Origin of the sequence: Micromonospora sp. NPDC048871, from assembly GCF_043198155.1 — a bacterium.
Taxonomy (GTDB): domain Bacteria; phylum Actinomycetota; class Actinomycetes; order Mycobacteriales; family Micromonosporaceae; genus Micromonospora.
On record NZ_JBICUM010000002.1, the window covers coordinates 863762 to 880796 of the forward strand.

At 72.6% G+C, this 17035-nt stretch carries 16 protein-coding genes; 9 read left to right on the forward strand and 7 right to left on the reverse strand.

From position 1 onward, the window contains the following. The first annotated feature begins 51 nt into the window (after positions 1–51). Both ACGFIK_RS08450 and ACGFIK_RS08455 read left to right on the forward strand, forming a co-directional pair. Positions 52–1203: an aminotransferase class V-fold PLP-dependent enzyme gene (locus ACGFIK_RS08450; protein WP_327024761.1), complete on the forward strand. Its 1152-nt coding sequence runs from the start codon at positions 52–54 to the stop codon at positions 1201–1203. Continuing rightward, positions 1200–1424, forward strand: coding sequence for a sulfurtransferase TusA family protein (locus ACGFIK_RS08455; RefSeq protein ID WP_327024760.1), 225 nt, complete (start codon positions 1200–1202; stop codon positions 1422–1424). Before ACGFIK_RS08450 ends, ACGFIK_RS08455 begins: the two co-directional genes overlap by 4 nt. Before the next feature lie 352 nt (positions 1425–1776). Here ACGFIK_RS08455 and ACGFIK_RS08460 read toward each other — a convergent pair whose 3' ends face one another. From ACGFIK_RS08460 to ACGFIK_RS08470, 3 genes are all read right to left on the reverse strand, one after another. After that, positions 1777–2754 (reverse strand): carbohydrate kinase family protein, encoded by a 978-nt coding sequence (locus ACGFIK_RS08460; RefSeq protein ID WP_327024759.1) that lies wholly within the window; start codon positions 2752–2754, stop codon positions 1777–1779. Between the two features lie 191 nt (positions 2755–2945). Further along, on the reverse strand, positions 2946–3314 hold the full coding sequence (erpA, locus tag ACGFIK_RS08465; protein WP_327024758.1) for an iron-sulfur cluster insertion protein ErpA: 369 nt from the start codon (positions 3312–3314) through the stop codon (positions 2946–2948). Between the two features lie 152 nt (positions 3315–3466). Beyond that, on the reverse strand, positions 3467–4606 hold the full coding sequence (locus tag ACGFIK_RS08470) for a glycerate kinase (RefSeq protein ID WP_327024757.1): 1140 nt from the start codon (positions 4604–4606) through the stop codon (positions 3467–3469). A 68-nt stretch (positions 4607–4674) separates the two neighbouring features. On the opposite strand from ACGFIK_RS08470, the gene nadA reads away from it, so the two are divergent. From nadA to ACGFIK_RS08485, 3 genes are all read left to right on the forward strand, one after another. Continuing rightward, positions 4675–5850: a quinolinate synthase NadA gene (gene nadA / locus ACGFIK_RS08475; RefSeq protein ID WP_327024756.1), complete on the forward strand. Its 1176-nt coding sequence runs from the start codon at positions 4675–4677 to the stop codon at positions 5848–5850. A 224-nt stretch (positions 5851–6074) separates the two neighbouring features. After that, entirely contained in the window at positions 6075–7430 is a 1356-nt protein-coding gene (gene murA, locus ACGFIK_RS08480; RefSeq protein ID WP_013735182.1) for a UDP-N-acetylglucosamine 1-carboxyvinyltransferase, read from the forward strand. A 75-nt stretch (positions 7431–7505) separates the two neighbouring features. Continuing rightward, entirely contained in the window at positions 7506–8111 is a 606-nt protein-coding gene (locus tag ACGFIK_RS08485; RefSeq protein WP_327024755.1) for a DUF3043 domain-containing protein, read from the forward strand. A gap of 58 nt (positions 8112–8169) precedes the next feature. Here the strand turns inward: ACGFIK_RS08485 and ACGFIK_RS08490 are convergent, their stop codons facing one another. Together ACGFIK_RS08490 and ACGFIK_RS08495 are read right to left on the reverse strand one after the other, a co-directional pair. Then, positions 8170–8478 carry an AzlD domain-containing protein gene (locus tag ACGFIK_RS08490; RefSeq protein ID WP_327024754.1) on the reverse strand — a complete coding sequence of 103 codons (309 nt, stop codon included), beginning with the start codon at positions 8476–8478 and terminating at the stop codon, positions 8170–8172. Then, a complete protein-coding gene (locus ACGFIK_RS08495) occupies positions 8472–9227 on the reverse strand; it encodes an AzlC family ABC transporter permease (protein WP_327024753.1) in 756 nt (251 codons plus the stop codon). Before ACGFIK_RS08495 ends, ACGFIK_RS08490 begins: the two co-directional genes overlap by 7 nt. 66 nt (positions 9228–9293) lie before the next feature. On the opposite strand from ACGFIK_RS08495, the gene ACGFIK_RS08500 reads away from it, so the two are divergent. From ACGFIK_RS08500 to ACGFIK_RS08510, 3 genes are all read left to right on the forward strand, one after another. After that, on the forward strand, positions 9294–9854 hold the full coding sequence (locus ACGFIK_RS08500; RefSeq protein ID WP_327024752.1) for a helix-turn-helix domain-containing protein: 561 nt from the start codon (positions 9294–9296) through the stop codon (positions 9852–9854). Positions 9855–10237: 383 nt separating this feature from the next. Next, the gene (locus tag ACGFIK_RS08505) at positions 10238–14470 is read left to right on the forward strand and encodes a WG repeat-containing protein (RefSeq protein ID WP_327024751.1); all 4233 of its coding nucleotides are present in this window, start codon (positions 10238–10240) and stop codon (positions 14468–14470) included. An 84-nt stretch (positions 14471–14554) separates the two neighbouring features. Then, positions 14555–15553, forward strand: coding sequence for an aldo/keto reductase family protein (locus ACGFIK_RS08510; protein WP_327024749.1), 999 nt, complete (start codon positions 14555–14557; stop codon positions 15551–15553). Between the two features lie 46 nt (positions 15554–15599). Here ACGFIK_RS08510 and ACGFIK_RS08515 read toward each other — a convergent pair whose 3' ends face one another. Together ACGFIK_RS08515 and ACGFIK_RS08520 are read right to left on the reverse strand one after the other, a co-directional pair. Next, a complete protein-coding gene (locus tag ACGFIK_RS08515) occupies positions 15600–16388 on the reverse strand; it encodes a site-2 protease family protein (protein WP_327024748.1) in 789 nt (262 codons plus the stop codon). Next, positions 16388–16588, reverse strand: coding sequence for a hypothetical protein (locus ACGFIK_RS08520; RefSeq protein ID WP_327024747.1), 201 nt, complete (start codon positions 16586–16588; stop codon positions 16388–16390). Before ACGFIK_RS08520 ends, ACGFIK_RS08515 begins: the two co-directional genes overlap by 1 nt. A gap of 189 nt (positions 16589–16777) precedes the next feature. Here ACGFIK_RS08520 and ACGFIK_RS08525 point away from each other — a divergent pair, with 189 nt between their 5' ends. After that, entirely contained in the window at positions 16778–16984 is a 207-nt protein-coding gene (locus ACGFIK_RS08525) for a hypothetical protein (protein ID WP_327024746.1), read from the forward strand. Positions 16985–17035 lie beyond the last annotated feature (51 nt).

Here is a 17035-nt window from a genome sequence, read left to right on the forward strand (position 1 = left end):
GCCCCCGGATGGGGGATCTTGTCGCGGCCGGGGGCGATAGCGTAGGTAGATGTGATTCCATCCCCGGTCTACCTGGACGCGGCCACCGCCGCGCCGCTGCACCCGGTCGCCCGGCAGGCGCTACTTGCCGCCCTCGATGACGGGTGGGCCGACCCCGACCGCCTGTACACCTCCGCCCGGCGGGCCCGTCAGTTGCTCGACGCCGCCCGCGAGGCCGCCGCGCAGACCCTGGGGGTACGCCCCGACGAGCTCTCCTTCACCAGCAGCGGTACGACCGCGGCCCACTCCGCCGTGCTCGGGGGCCTGTTGGGGCGACGACGGGCCGGTGAGGTGCTGGTCCACTCCGCGATCGAGCACTCCGCCGTGCTGCACGCCGCGCAGCGCCACACGGCGGGCGGAGGGGTCGCCGTCGAGGTGCCGGTGGACCGGCTGGGCCGACTGGATCTGGAGACCTGGTCCAGGGCGGTAACCGGCCCCGGGGTGGCGCTGGCCGCCCTGATCGCGGCCAGTCACGAGGTGGGCACCATCCAGCCGGTCGAGGCGGCGTCGGCGGCCTGCGGCGAGGCGGGGGTGCCGCTCTACATCGACGCCGCTCAGCTGGTGGGGCGGCTGCCGATACCGCAGGGCTGGTCGGTGTTGACCGCCAGCGCCCGCAAGTGGGGTGGCCCGCCCGGCGTCGGGCTGCTGGTGGTCCGCAAGGGCACCCGGTGGGAGTCGCCCTGGCCGGCCGACGAGCGGGAGTCGGGGCGTACCCCCGGCACGCTGAACCTGCCGGCGGTGGTCGCGGCGGCGGCCAGCCTGCGCGCGGCGGCGGCCGACGCGGCGGCCCAGGCGGCCCGGCTGGCGCCCCTGGTGGACCGGATCCGGGCCCGGGTGGCCGCCGAGGTGCCGGACGTGGAGGTGGTCGGTGATCCCGAGCACCGGCTGCCGCACCTGGTGACCTTCTCCTGCCTGTACGTCGACGGTGAGGCGCTGCTGCACGCCTTGGACCGCCGCGGCTTCGCGGTCTCGTCCGGCTCCTCCTGCACCTCCTCGACCCTGCGACCCTCGCATGTCCTGGAGGCGATGGGGGTGCTCTCGCACGGCAACGTCCGGGTCTCGCTGCACTCCGGCAGCACCGAGGCGGAGGTGGAACGGTTCCTCGCCGAACTGCCCGGCATCGTCGCCGACCTGCGGGCCGAGGCCGGGGTGGTCGGGCTGTGACCGCCGAACCCGACGAGGTCCTCGACTGTCTCGGTCAGCGCTGCCCGTTGCCGGTGATCGCGCTGGCCCGCCGGCTGCCGCAGCTTCCGGTCGGCGCGGTGCTGCGGGTGCTGGCCGACGACCCGGCGGCGGCGGTGGACATTCCGGCCTGGTGCCGGATGCGCGACCAGGAGTTCCTCGGCACCACCGGCTCCGCCCACCACGTCCGCCGCCGACAGTAAAAGGAAGGGCACCTTATTAACGCCTCGCGCATAGGCGGGGCCCCCTGTTAACAACGTGATGCCCGCTGATCCGGCATGCGGTCGTCGCCACAGGGCGCGTTGTCAGCGGTTGGCGCCGCGGGCGGAGCCGATCACCAGGAAGGTGTTGTCGGGCCACAGGTGGGAATCGGCGACACCCGGTGTCGGTGCAGTCCCCGACCTCGTTCCATCCGTCGAGCTGACCGGCGACTCCGGACCGGACCTGATCCCAGGTGGTGGCGGGCGGCATGGCGTAGGTCTGCACCAGCGGGACGCCGCGATCGTTGTGCAGATCGTTGAAGACCAACGCACCCCGGACGCGCGCCGGCAACCGTCAGGGCAGCAGGTGCGGACGGACCTCGTCGGCCGCCTCGTCGCCGTACGACTCGGCCAGGCGCTTGACGAACAGGTCCCGCCGTACCTGGTACTCCTGGGTGCCGACGGTCTCCAGCACCAGGGCGGCTAGCAGCGAACCGACCTGGGCGGCGCGCTCCAGCCCCACCCCCCAGGACAGTGCGGTGAAGAAGCCGGCGCGGAAGCCGTCCCCGACCCCGGTGGGGTCGACCGCCTGGGCCTCCCGGGCGATCGGCACGTGGATCGGGTCGATCTCCCTCCCCGCGATCTCCACCCCGTGCTTGCCCAGGGTGGTGACCCGGATCCGGACCCGGTCCAGCAGTTGGTCGTCGCTCAGCCCGGCCTTGCTCTGCAGCAGGGACTTCTCGTAGTCGTTGGTCATCAGGTACTCGGCGCCGTCGATCAGCCCCACCACATCCTCGCCGTCCATCCGGGCGAGTTGCTGTGAGGGGTCGGCGACGAACGGGTAGCCGCGCTCCCGGCACTCCTCGGAGTGACGCAGCATCGCCGCCGGGTCGTTGGCGCCGACCAGCACCAGGTCGAGACCGCCCAGGCGCTCGGCGACCGGCCGCAGCTCGATGTTGCGCGCCTCACTCATCGCGCCGGCGTAGAAGGAGGCGATCTGACACATGTCGGTGTCGGTGGTGCAGACGAAACGGGCCGTGTGGGCCACCTCGCTGACGTGCACGGAGTCACAGTCCACCCCGTGCCGCTCCAGCCAGGAGCGGTAGTCGGCGAAGTCGGCGCCGACGGCACCCAGCAGCACCGGCCGCATACCCAGCTGCCCCATGCCGAACGCGATGTTGGCCGCCACCCCGCCCCGGCGCAGCACCAGGTCGTCCACCAGGAAGGAGAGCGACACCTTGTGCAGCTGGTCGGCGATGAGCTGATCGGCGAACCGACCCGGGAAGCTCATCAGGTGATCGGTGGCAATCGAGCCGGTCACGGCGATCTTCATGGCAGCCCTCAGGGTCGGCGGCAGAGCCCGGACAGCCTATCGCCCTCCGGCCCCCGACCGACCACTCCGTCGGACCCGGACTCCGGCCCTGGTCAAGATCCTCGGGAGCCTCGCCATCGGCCCTGCGCCGGGACCAGGAACGACTGAGGGGGACGGCCCGATGGACCGTCCCCCTCAGTCGTGAAATCGACTCAGCTGAAGGAGTCACCGCAGGCGCAGGAGTTGCCCGCGTTGGGGTTGTCGATGGTGAAGCCCTGGGCGTCGATCCGGTCGGCGAAGTCGATCGTGGCGCCGGCCAGGTAGGGAGCGCTCATCCGGTCGACGACGACCTCTACACCGTCGTAGTCGGTGACGACGTCACCGTCGAGGGAGCGCTCGTCGAAGAAGAGTTGGTATCGCAGGCCGGAGCAGCCGCCCGGCTGCACGGCGACCCGGAGCCGCAGGTCGTCGCGGCCCTCCTGCTCGATCAGGGCCTTGACCTTCTGCGCCGCGACGTCGGTGAGGACGACGGACGTGGGGGCCTGGGCCTCGGTCGACTCGGTCTGCGCTGGCGTGGTCACGTGGAATTCTCCCTGCGCGCGTTAGGTGTGGTCTTCCCCTGGCCAACATCAGTCGCCGGTCAGCGATTCCCACAGTGGTCCAGTTTCCGATTGTAGGCCGCTCGCGGTCCGCCCACCCGGTGGCGTGACCAGCCGCAGCGGTGCCGAACCCGTCAGCGGCTCCATTGGCGGGCCAACCGGGCACCCAGGGCCCGCAGCCCCTCCCCCGGGCGGTCCAGCGCCGCGGCCAGGCCGCCGCGCTCCTCGCCGCCGAAGTGTTCCACCAGGCTGTACGCCTCGGTCACCCCGACCGAGGCCGCCTCCCGGCGCCCGGTGCTCACCTGACCGGCGAGCACGACACACGGTACGCCCCGGTCCCGGGCGGCACCGGCGACACCGGCGACCACCTTGCCGCGCAGCGACTGGTGGTCGAACTTGCCTTCCCCGGTGATGACCAGATCCACCTCGTCGAGGGCGACATTCAGGTCGACGGCCCGACTGACCAGCCCGATCCCGGACTCGCACCGGCCCCCGAGGGCCAGCAGGGCGGCCCCGATACCCCCGGCCGCTCCCCCGCCGGGCAGCGCACCCAATCCGCTGGGGCAGCCGGGCAGGTGCTGCTGGAGCACCTCGGCCCAGCGTTGCAGCGCGGCGTCGAGCAGCAGCACGTCGGCCCGGTCTGCGCCCTTCTGCGGCCCGAAGACGTTGCTGGCCCCGTGCAGGCCGAGCAGCGGGTTGTCGACATCGGTGGCGGCGATCAGGCGTACCTCGCGCAGTCGGGGGGTGCCGTCGAGGGCGGCCACCGCCGCCAGCGCGGCACCCCCGTACGGCAGGGCGGCCCCGGTGTCGTCCAGGGCCACCGCCCCCAGCGCGGCGAGCATCCCCGCGCCCCCGTCGTTGGTTCCCGAGCCGCCCAGCCCGACCACGACCGTGCGGGCCCCGGCCTCGACCGCGGCGGTGATCAGCAGCCCCAGCCCGTACGAGGTGGTCGTCTTCGGGTCGCGTTCGGTCGGGTCCAGCAGGTGCAGCCCGCACGCCTGGGCGCTCTCCAGCCAGGCGGTCGCGCCCTCGTCGGTGAGCAGGATCTCACCGGCGGTCGGACGGCCCAGGGGGTCGAGGGTGTCCACCGGGACCCGCCGCCCGGGCAGCGCCTCGGCGAGCACGTCGAGGAAGCCGGGGCCGCCGTCGGCCAGCGGCCTGACCAGCAGGTCGTCGTCGGGGGCCACCTGCCGCCAACCGTCGGCCACGGCGGCGGCCACCTGGGGTGCGGGCAGGGTGCCGGCGAACTTGTCCGGGCAGAGCAGTACGCGCATGTCTGGCAGTGTGGCAGCCCACAGCGGCGCGGGCTGCGCGCGTGTCCCGCTGTGGGACCATGGGTGGCGTGACGTCGACCTGGGTTGAGCCCTCGAACACCGCCACCGCGTTGCTGCTGCTGGGCCGCGGCGCCGACCCCGCCACCGAGCGTGGCGTGGAGTGTCCGGGTGATCTTCCGGCACCTAGTGACCCCGACCTGGTGGAGCGGGCCCGGGCGGCCAAGGCAGCCCTGGGCGACAAGGTCTTCGTGCTGGGCCACCACTACCAGCGCGACGAGGTGATCCAGTTCGCCGATGTGACCGGCGACTCGTTCAAGCTGGCCCGCGAGGCCGCCGCCCGGCCGGACGCGGAGTACATCGTCTTCTGCGGTGTGCACTTCATGGCCGAGAGCGCCGACATCCTCACCTCGGACACCCAGCGGGTCGTCCTGCCGGATCTGGCGGCCGGCTGCTCGATGGCGGACATGGCGGCGCTGCCCCAGGTCGAGAGCGCCTGGGAGGTGCTGACCGACCTGGGTATCGCGGCCCAGACCGTGCCGGTGACCTACATGAACTCCTCGGCCGACATCAAGGGCTTCGTCGGCCGCAACGGCGGGGTGGTCTGCACCTCGTCGAACGCCAAGCGGGCCCTGGAGTGGGCCTACCAGCAGGGTGAGAAGGTCCTCTTCCTGCCCGACCAGCACCTGGGCCGCAACACCGCCGTACTGGAGATGGGCTTCACCCTGGACGACTGTGTGCTCTACGACCCGCACAAGCCGGGCGGCGGGCTCACCCCCGAGCAGCTCCGCGACGCCCGCATGATCCTGTGGCGAGGGCACTGCTCGGTGCACGGGCGGTTCACCCTGGAGAGCGTCAACGACGTCCGGGAACGGGTCCCCGGGGTCAACGTGCTGGTGCACCCGGAGTGCCGGCACGAGGTGGTCAACGCCGCCGATCTGGTCGGTTCGACCGAGTACATCATCCGGACCGTCGAGGCCGCGCCGGCCGGTTCCGCGTGGGCGATCGGCACCGAACTGAATCTGGTACGCCGGCTCGCCCTGGCCCACCCGGACAAGCAGATCATGTTCCTGGACCGGGCGGTCTGCTACTGCTCGACGATGAACCGCATCGATCTTCCGCACCTGGTCTGGGCGCTGGAGGAGCTGGTCGCCGGCCGGGTGGTCAACCAGATCACGGTCGACCCCGACACCGCACACCACGCCCGTACAGCCCTGGATCAGATGCTCGCCCTGCCCGGCGCCTGACCCGGAACCACCATCACCCTCAGTAACAACCCTGGTACGCCAAAGTGCCGGATCGCCGATAAATACCCTCGTATGTGGTGTGACGGGATCCATTCTCATCACGGAGGGCTATGCTGCCGGGCGACGAGAAACGTGCCGCGTGAGTTTGAGCGCGACCGTTGCCCGGGTAGCGACCCGTGGTGTTCCCACATCGAAACGACAGCACGCACGCGCTGGAGGTTGCGTTGACCGACGACGTCCTGGTCGTACACGGAGGCACCCCCCTGCAGGGGCGGATCCGCGTGCGCGGCGCGAAGAACCTGGTCTCCAAGGCGATGGTCGCCGCCCTGCTCGGCGACAGCCCCAGCCGGCTGTTCGACGTGCCGAAGATCCGTGATGTGGAGGTGGTCCGGGGCCTGCTCGGGCTGCACGGCGTCAAGGTCAGCGACGGGGTCGAGGACGGCGAGCTGGTCTTCGATCCGGCGAACGTGGAAAGCGCCAGCACCGACCAGATCAACGTGCACGCCGGGTCCAGCCGGATCCCGATCCTGTTCTGCGGGCCGCTGCTGCACCGCCTCGGCCACGCCTTCATTCCGGACCTGGGCGGCTGCCACATCGGGCCGCGACCGATCGACTTTCACCTTCAGGCGCTGCGCGAGTTCGGCGCGACGGTCGAGAAGACCCCGGAAGGGCTGCACCTGTCCGCGCCGAACGGCCTGCACGGCACCAAGTTCGCCCTGCCGTACCCGAGTGTGGGCGCCACCGAGCAGGTGCTGCTCACCGCGGTGATGGCCGAGGGGGTCACCGAGCTGCGCAACGCCGCCGTGGAGCCGGAGATCATCGACCTGATCTGCGTGCTGCAGAAGATGGGCGCGATCATCAAGGTGCACACCGACCGGGTGATCGAGATCCAGGGCGTACCGAAGCTGCACGGTTACACCCACCGGCCGATCCCGGACCGGATCGAGGCGGCGAGCTGGGCGGCGGCGGCGCTGGCCACCCGTGGTCACGTGGAGGTGCTCGGCGCCGAGCAGGCCGACATGATGACCTTCCTGAACGTGTTCCGCTCGATCGGCGGCGAGTACGAGGTCACCGACACCCGCCCGCCGCGCCCGGGGCAGCCGGGCCAGGAGGGCGGCATCCGCTTCTGGCACCCCGGCGGCGAACTCCAGGCCACCGCGCTGGAGACGGACGTGCACCCGGGGTTCATGACCGACTGGCAGCAGCCGCTGGTGGTGGCGCTGACCCAGGCCCGGGGCCTGTCGATCGTGCACGAGACGGTCTACGAGCAACGGCTGGGCTACACCGAGGCGCTCAACTCGATGGGCGCCAACATCCAGGTCTACCGGGACTGCCTGGGCGGCACCCCGTGCCGCTTCGGCCGGCGCAACTTCAAGCACTCCGCGGTGATCGCCGGGCCGAGCAAGCTGCACGCGGCCGACCTGGTCATCCCGGACCTGCGGGCCGGCTTCAGCCACCTGATCGCGGCGTTGGCCGCCGAGGGCACCTCCCGGGTGTACGGCGTCGACCTGATCAACCGGGGCTACGAGGACTTCGAGGCCAAGCTGGCCGACCTCGGCGCCCACGTCGAGCGGCCGTAATCCCTGCCACACCACGCCCGTGGCCGTCGCACCCGCGATGTGCGGCGACCACGGCGCGTTGGCTACCCTTGCCGCGTGCCGTCGCTGTTTCGTCGTAAGTCCGCCGACCTCGTCGACCCCGCCTCCGAGCCGCTGACCCCGGCCGAGGAAGAGGAGTCCGAGGCCGGTCGTCCGCGCAACTACACCCCCAGCAAGGGGCGTGAGACGCCGAAGCGCCCCAGCAGTGGCCGTCGCCCACCGGGTACGACCAAGCCGCTGAGCAAGGAGGAGGCCAAGGCCCTGCGGCGGCAGCGGCGGGCCGAGGCGTCAGCGGAGTTCCGGCGTGAGGGTGGCCCCCGTGACCGGGGCCCGGAGCGGCTGCTGGCCCGCAACGTGGTCGACTCCCGGCGTACCGTCGGCACCTGGTTCTTCGGTGGCGCGCTGATCGTGCTGATCGGGTCCAACCAGGCGATGCCCCCGGGCATCCGGTTGGCCGCCAACCTGCTGTGGGGTGCTCTGGCCCTCGGTGTAGTGATCGACTCGGTCTTCATCTCGCGCAAGATCAAGAAGCTGGTCCGGACCCGCTACCCGCAGTCCACCCAGCGGATGGGGTCGCTGTACCTCTACGCGATCATGCGGGCGATCACCTTCCGCAAGCTGCGTACCCCGGAGCCCCGGGTCTCCATCGGCGACCCGGTCTAGAATCACCGACCGGTCTAGAATCACCGACCGGTCTGGAACCACCGGCCCGGGCTGCGCCTCAGGGCACCCCGAGCAGGCGCAGCAGGGCGGTGGTGGCCGCCGCGGCGATCACCACGAGCACGAACGGCGCCCGCCGCCAGGCCAGCAGCACGCCCACCAGCACCCCGGTCGGCCGGGCCCAGCCGGAGAAGGCACCGGACTCGGTCAGGGTCGCGGTCGCGGCCAGGGCCGCCAGCAGGGTCGCCGCGGCGACCGGCAGCAGTTGCCGGGCCCAGGTGGGCAGGTCCAGCCGGTCCCGCAGCAGCACCCCGGCGACCCGGAAGGTGTACGTCCCGACGGCCAGCGCCACGATCACCGCGATCAGCACGACGACTCCTTCCGACCGGCCGGCACCGGCTCGGGCGAGACCGGGGACTCCTCGACGACCTCCGGAGTGGCCGTAGGCCGCCGAAGTCGGTGCGCGGCCAGCAGCGCCGGGCCGGCCAGCGCCAGCAGGACCGGCAGCCCGGCCGGCAGCACCGGCGTGGTCAGTACCGCCAGGGCCGCCCCGCCCACGGCCGCCCGTCGGGTGTCCCGGTCCCGCAGGGCGGGCAGCAGCAGGGCGATCAGCCCTGCCGGGAAGGCGGCGTCCAGTCCGAGGGCGGCGGGGTCTCCGGCCGCCCCACCGGCCAGGGCGCCGAGCACCGTACCGGCGTTCCAGGCCACGAAGAGCAGGATGCCGGCCAGCCAGAACGCCTTGCGCCGCAGTTCACCGGCCGGGCGGGCGAGGGTGAAGGCGGTCGCCTCGTCGGTCATCAGGTGACTGCCGAGCAGCCGTTGCCACAGTCGGCGGCCCAGGGTGTCGCCGAGGGCCAGCCCGAAGGGCAGGTGTCGGGCGTTGAGCAGCAACCCGGCCAGTACGGCGGCCACCGGGTTGCCGGCAGCCGCCAGCCCGACCGCCATGAACTGCGCACCACCGGCGTAGACCAGCACGGACATGGCGATGACCGCCCAGACCGGCAGTCCCGCGGCCACGGCCACCGCCCCGAACGAGGCGCCGACGGCGACCATCGCCGCCCCGATGGCCGCGATGTCGCGGAGCATCCCGGCCCCCGCTGTTCGCTCTGGCGTACGCATAGTCCATCATGATGAACACGCCCCTCATGTTCGTCAAATAGAACAACTTGACCGACGGAGCGAACAATGTCCGCGGATCCTTCGCCCCCGCTGGCCACCATCGCCGCTGCTCTCCGCCAGGAACGGCAGCGGGTCGGCATCTCGTTGACCGAACTGGCCCGCCGGGCCGGGATCGCCAAGTCGACCCTGTCGCAACTCGAGGCCGGGCTGGGCAACCCGAGCGTGGAGACCCTGTGGGCCCTGGGTGTGGCGCTCGACATACCCTTCAGCCGCCTGGTCGAGCCACCGGCGAACGCCGTACGGGTGATCCGGGCCGGTGACGGCCCCCGGGTCCACTCCGAGCACGCGGACTTCACCGCCACCCTGCTGACCGCCGGTGCGGCCCACGCCCGCCGGGACGTCTACCTCCTCGAACTGGAGCCGGGGCGGGTCCGCAGCGCCGAGCCACACACCCCACGCACGGTGGAACACCTGGTGGTGGGGGCCGGCCGACTGCTCTGCGGCCCGGAGCACGAGCAGGTGGAACTCGGCCCGGGCGACTACGCCACCTTTCCCGGGGACACCCCGCACCGCTATGAGGCTCTCGAACCGGGCACCTTCGTCGTACTGATCATGGAACATCCCTGAGCCTGGGCCCGCCTGGCTCATCCTGTTAGGTCCGATCTGACCGAAGGCACCCACATGCCCGGATCCACTGGATAACGTTTGGGGCCGGCGCGAGCGCCACAGTGGCGTTGACCAAGCTCGCGCCGCTACCCTCCATCCGCAGCCATTCGGTGCCGGGACGAGCAAGTTTGGCCGACTCCGGGCAGGTGCCCAGCGACCATTTCCGACGAGGTGACATTCGCCGTGAGCGAGCGGACGCGAGCCGACCATCGGGGCGCGGCCGTGAGTGAGCGGACGCCGACCCGCCGGCGTCGCGTGGCCGCCGCCGAGCAGCCGGGCCCGGCCGTGGCCGAGTGTCACCCGACCCGCCGACCAGGTCCTGGCCGGTACGACAGGTTCGGCGGATGAGTCGCGGCTACGACCGGTGGGGTGATCCCCCCGAGCCGTCCTGGATGGTCGAGCCGACGACCGAATGGCAGCCACAGTTCCCGGGCCAGCGCTACCCGGGCGACGACGGCGCGGACCATCACCAGCCACGGCCCAGGGGCCGGGCGAGCGCGATCGGGCGGGCCGAGGTGCCACCCCTGGCACCGACCAGACCGGACGGTACCTATGTGGGTCGGTCCTGGGAGGACGAGCCCGAGGGCTGGCCGGGTCGGCAGGAGGCCGCCGGTCACCGCCGTCCCGACGGGGGCAACAGCCCACCCGCGTACGACCGTTTCCCGCACCCGGGGCGACCGGAGGAGCGACGGTCGGCACCGGCCGAGCCGGTACGCGGCCGCGACGGGGTCACCTGGTCCGACATGGGTCCGCAGGCGACCGGTGGCACCGGAGCGCCGACCCACCGCACTCCCGACCGGTACGCCCAGCCCGAGGGATACCCCTCGCGCCACGACCGCCGGGATCGGGGCGGCTTCACCTCGCACGAGCGACGCGGCCCCGACCGGTACTCCCGAGGTGAACCCGAACCCGACCGGCGCCAGGCCGACCGGCGAGAGCCGGACCGGTATCCGCAGCACGAACCACAGTGGCGCGACCAGGACCCCGACCGGTACCCCCGACGGCCGGCTCGGCCCGAGCCGCCGGATCGGGATCAGTACCGGCGTGGCGCGCCCGTGTCGCCGGCCGGACCGCCGGAGCGCGGCTGGGTGCCCGAGCCGGGTCAGGAAGGCCAGCGTCCCGCCGCGTACCGGCCGGCCGAGGAGGTCGACCGCCGGTCAGGCGACCCCGCACGACGCCCCCGCTACCAGTGGAGCAGCCATCCCGGCCACCCCGGCCACGAGGACGAGCCCCGCGTGGAGGGTTACCGGGAGCAGTTCGGTGTCGGTGACCCGGAGGCCGCCCCCTACCCGGACGGCTACCTCGACGACGAGCCGGTCCGAGGGCCGCGCGACGAGTGGACCCGCGCACCGGAGCGGTCCCGCACCGAGCCGATTTCCCGGGACCCGCAGCGGCACCCTGAACCGCCACGCCGGGACCTGCCCTGGCCGGAGCCCGGCCCGATGCGCCCCGGCACCGGTCGAGGCCACCGGGAGTACCAGCGCCCGGTGGCCCCGGGCCCCGGCGACCAACCCGGACGCGACGACCGGCGCATCCCCGAGCGGCCCGGACCGGACCGGTTCATGGACCGCCCGGCCGCGCAGCGACCGGACGCCGACCACCCCGTCTCCCCCGCCGCCGACCACCCGTCCCGCCGGCACCTGTCCGTGGTGCCGGAACAGCCCGTCTCCCCCGCCCCCGAGCGGACCGCCCGCCCGGTCTCCCCGGCCCCCGAGCACCCCGTCTCCCCCGCCGCCGGGCGGGCCCGTCCGGTCTCCCCCGCCCCGGGCCAGGACCGGCCCGACAGCTTCCGCCCGCACCCCGACCGGCCCTCGGCCCCGGCACCCGACTGGCCGGGCACCCCCGGCCCGAGTTCGCAGCGCCCCGGCTTCCCGCGCCCCGACCAGCACCAGCCATCCCGGCCGAGCCAGGAGCGGCCCGTCGCCTCCGGGTCCGACCGGGCCGCGCCGGGGGAGACCGTACGGCCCGCACCGCTGCACCAGCACGAGGTACGCCCGGCGCCGCTGCATGACCACCAGGTCCGGCCCGCACCCCTGCACGACCAGCCGATGGCGGCCACCCCGCCCCCGGTCCCCACCCCGACGGTCGCCTCAGCACCCCCGGCCACCCCACCACCCACTTACCGACCGGTCTCCGCGCCATCCACCCAGCGGCCGGTCTCCGCGCCGCCTAGCCACTGGCCGCTGGGTGGCTCGCGATTCGAACACCTCGACGCGCCCGTGGCTGCCCCGACCGACGACCCTCCTGGGTCCACCCCGGTCTCCGGGCCGCCGGTCACCCCGCCGCCCGGCCGGTATGTCCCGCCAGCGGCGGAGACGGCCGCCTCCGCAGGGGTCAACTCGCCGCCGGAGGGTTTTCAGGCATGGTTCGGCTCGCCCGCGCCCAGCCCTGCCGTCGCCCCGGAGAGCACGGACCTACCAGGCCGCCCGACACAGCCTGTTCCGCCGGTGTCCGGGCCACCGGCCACCACGCCGGTGTCCGCGCCACCCGCCACCACGCCGGTCTCCGCACCACCGGCCACCCGGCCGGTGTCCGCACCACCTGCCTCCCCACCGGTGTCCGCGCCGCCAGCGCCATCACTGTCCGCACCACCGGCCACTCCGCCGGTGTCGGCGTCGCCCGCGACCACGCCGGTCTCCGCACCGCCCGCCTCGGCTTCCGCGCCCCTGATCCCACCGCTACCCGCATCGGCACCGCCTTCCGCACCGTCGGTTGCGGCCACCTCCACGTCGGCGGCGGGTCTGCCGACGGCGGTAACACCGGCGACCATCCCGCCCGCGACTCCCGATCCCACTCTGCCCGCGACCCTGGATTCCACTCCGCCTGCCACCCGGGAGCAGCCGTCACCCCCCATGGCACCGGTCTCCGGACCGCCGGCCACCGCCACACCGCAATCCGTCACACCGGCCGCGACCGCACCGGTCTCCGCACCACCCGCAGCGCCCGCAGCGCCGATCCCGTCAGCACCGGCCACCGAGGCAGCATCAGCGATCGACGCACCTCCCGCCGAGGTGATACCGCCAGCCGACGACGTGCCAGCGACCGAGGACGCACCACCGGCCGAGGACGCACCACCGGCTGAGGACGCACCACCGGCTGAGGACGCACCACCGGCTGAGGACGCACCATCGGCCGAGGATGTACCAGCTGCCGACATCGCCTCGGCGGCCGAAGCAGCACCAGCCGACGTCGTACCGCCGGACGACGACGCCCTGGTGGCCGAGGCATCAGCGGCCGACGATGCGACCGAGTCGACGGTTGACGAGGAGCCGGAGCCGCCGGCTGACCCGGAGCAGGTGCTGGCCGGGTACCGCTGGCAGTTGGACCCGGAGCAGCTGCGCGAGGTCGTGGAGGACCCGCAGGAGCTGCGGACGGTACGGGACCGGTTGACCGACAAGCTCGCCTCGGCCCTGGACAACCGCTCCCGCGCCCGGCTGCTGAGTTTGCGGGCAGTGGCCTCCCGGGTGCTCGGTGACCTCGACGATGCGCTGGACGACGGTCGGCTGGCCCTGACCTACGCCGAGGCGACCGGGGAGTTGCGTCGGGTGGCGCTGGCCCAGGCCCGGTTGGCGCACGTGCTGCGCTGGCGGGGCGAGTTCGCCGAGGCCGACCGGCTGTTCGCGGAGGCTAACTCGGTAGAGCTGCCGGACCGGTTGCGGGCCGCCCTGCACGAACACGCCGCGCGGTGCTGCTACGACCAGGGCCGGTTGATGGAGGCCTGTCACCACTTCGAGCGGGCTCTCGACCTGCGCGGGGAGGGGGACGCCGAACTGCTCGCCCGGGTCCGGATCGGACTGGACGCGGTGGCGACCCGAGCCGCCCTACGGGGCTTCGGGCCGTACCCCCGTAGTGCCGACGAGGTGTTGGACCGGGAGCGCGGTCCGGTGCCGGCCCGCGACGGCGATCAGGGTCTGTGGGGGTACGCGGACGGCGCCGGTGACCTGGTCGTGCCGGCCCGGTACGCCGAGGCCCAGCCCTTCTCCGAGGGCCTGGCCTGGGTGCGTGGACCGGAGTCGGAGCACTGGTCGTTGATCGACCTGACCGGGGAGGTGGTGGTCGAGCCGACCTACCTGGCTGCCCGGCCGTTCTCCGACGGCCTGGCCTGGGTGGTACGGGACAACAGCGGTTGGCTGGCCGTGGACACCACCGGCGAGGTGGTCGTACCCCCTGGTTTCGCGGACGTGCGGCCCTTCCGCAAGGGGGTGGCGGCCGTCCGCCGCGAGGGCTGGGGGGCGGTCGACCTGACCGGCCAGATCGTGGTGCCGACCCGGTACCACGGTTTCCACACCCTGCTCGCGGACGGCCGGTACGTCGACGGCTTCACCGATGAGGGCCTGGCCGTGGTCGACCTGGCCGGGCGCAAGGGTGTGGTGGACCGGACCGGCCAGGTGATCGTCACCCCCGCCCACCCGGCGCTGCTCATCCACCCGGTCGCCTTCCTGGCCACCAACGGGATCGGCCGGTGGGGTGCCCTGGACCGGCGGGGCGGGCCGCTGATCGACCCGGTTTTCGGCAACCCGAACGATGTCATCGCCGAGATCGAGGCGCTGCTCACCGACACGACTCCCCTGCTCTGACCCGGGGAGGCGTTCGCCACCCGGCGAGCCCTGGCGAGGTGGTCGACCCGGCGGACCTGGGTCGGGGCGCATTAGGCTCAGGGAATGGAATTCCGACACCTGGGCCGTTCCGGCCTGATGGTCAGTGAGATCTCGTACGGCAACTGGATCACCCATGGCTCACAGGTCGAGGAGGACGCCGCCTTCGCCTGCGTCCGAGCCGCCCTGGACGCCGGCATCACCACCTTCGACACCGCGGACGTCTACGCCGGCACCCGGGCCGAGGACGTGCTCGGTCGGGCCCTGGAGGGCCAACGGCGTGAAGGTCTGGAGATCTTCACCAAGGTGTACTGGCCGACCGGTCCGGGCCGCAACGACCGGGGCCTGTCCCGCAAGCACATCATGGAGTCGATCAACGGTTCGCTGCGGCGGTTGCGCACCGACTATGTGGACCTCTACCAGGCCCACCGGTACGACTACCACACCCCGCTGGAGGAGACGATGGAGGCTTTCGCCGACGTCGTGCACTCCGGCAAGGCCCACTACATCGGGGTCTCCGAGTGGAAGGCCTCGCAGATCCGCGAGGCCCACGCACTGGCCCGTGAACTGCGCATCCCGCTGGTCTCCAACCAGCCGCAGTACTCGATGCTCTGGCGGGTCATCGAGAGCGAGGTCGTCCCCACCAGTGCGGAGCTGGGGGTCGGGCAGATCGTCTGGTCGCCGATGGCCCAGGGGGCGCTCTCCGGCAAGTACCTGCCCGGTCAGCCGCCGCCCGCCGGCTCCCGGGCCACGGACGAGAAGTCCGGGGCGAACTTCATCGCCAGGTGGCTGACCGACGACGTGCTGACCCGGGTGCAGCAGCTGCGCCCGCTGGCCGACCAGGCCGGGCTGAGCATGGCCCAGCTGGCCATCGCCTGGGTGTTGCAGAACCCGAACGTCTCCTCGGCGATCGTCGGCGCGACCCGCCCGGAGCAGGTGCACGACAACGTCAAGGCGGCCGGGGTCAAGCTCGACGCCGACCTGCTCAAGGCGATCGACGAGATCGTCGACCCCATCACCGAACGCGACCCGGCCCGTACCGAGTCGCCGGCCGAGCGGCCCTGACCGATGCCGGGCCGGTCGACCTGTCCGGTCGACCGGCCCGGTCGGGTCAACTCCAGAAGCGGACCAGGTCCAGGCCGGTGGCGTAGAGCCACGGTGGCAGGCCGAGGAAGTCGGCGATCGCGAAGACCGCGGAGAAGAACCAGCCGCCGATCTGCGGGTTCCACAGCAGGGCGAAGAGCAGGATGAAGCCGTACGGGGCGAACAGGTCGTACATCCGCCGCCACTGCGGGTTCAGCCAGGGCTGGATCATGTTGCCGCCGTCCAGACCGGGCACCGGCAGCAGGTTGAGCACGCTGGCGGTGAGCTGAAGGAAGCCGAGCAGGGCCACGGCCGCCCAGAACTCCACCGGACCACCCCCGGGCGCACCGATCCGCAGCACCGCCACCAGCACCAGGGCGAACACCACATTGGTGGCCGGGCCGGCGAGGCTGACCAGGGTGTGGCGCAGCCGCCCCGCGATGACGTGCCGATCCACCCAGACCGCACCCCCCGGCAGGCCGATGCCGCCGAGCAGTACCACCACCACCGGCAGGGCGATCGACAGCAGGGGGTGGCTGTATTTCAGCGGGTTCAGGGTCAGGTAGCCGCGATGGGCCACCCCCCGGTCGCCGAACCGGTACGCCACCACCGCGTGCGCGTACTCGTGCAGGCAGAGCGAGACCACCCAGCCGGTGACCACGAACCCGAAGACGGCGAGCCGGACGTTGCCGATGCCGTGCCAGGCCGACACCCCGCAGGCGATCAGCAGCGCGACCAGAGCCAGGAAGATCGGGGACGGCCGGAAGGCGGCCCGCGGCACCCCCAGGACCAGCGGTTCGCCGTCCCGGGCCGCCATCACTGCGCCGTGGGCAGCAGGCTCATCCGGTACTCCACCCGGTCGTCCTCGAGAAGGGTGACCGAGGTGACCCCGGAGGCCGCGAGTTCGCGCCAGGTCTGACCGATCCAGGACTCGGCGTCCGCCTGGCTGCTGAACGACTCGGCGGGCCCCTCGACCGTCTCGCCGTTCGCGCCCTCGTACCGCCAGCTCCACGCCATTTGCGCGTCTCCCCTCACCGCTATGTCCCGGACGGACCTTGCCAGCGTAGTCGGCCGTGGATGCCTCGGCCCTTCGACCGGTGGGCGGCAGGCGGCCCCGGACCCGGACCCGGGGATGCCGGTCCCCGACGATTCGCCTGCTCACCGCCGGGTAAGTCGCTGAGCATCCGAACCTGGACAGGAGGGGTGATGACGAGGCCGATCCCGGAGATGGACACGGCGGAGCTACGCGACATCGCGGTACGTGGCGGCATCGAGGGCGCCCGGGACATGGACCGGGAGGAACTGATCGACGCCCTGGTCGCGCGGCCCGGTGAGGGCGCCTGGCAGGAGGACACCAAACCCGCCGACGTCAACCCGAACGACTACTACTACCGGCCCCCGGACGGGCGGTGAGGGGCCCGGGGCCGCGCGGTGCACCTGCGACGACCGAGGCGGTCGGCTGGT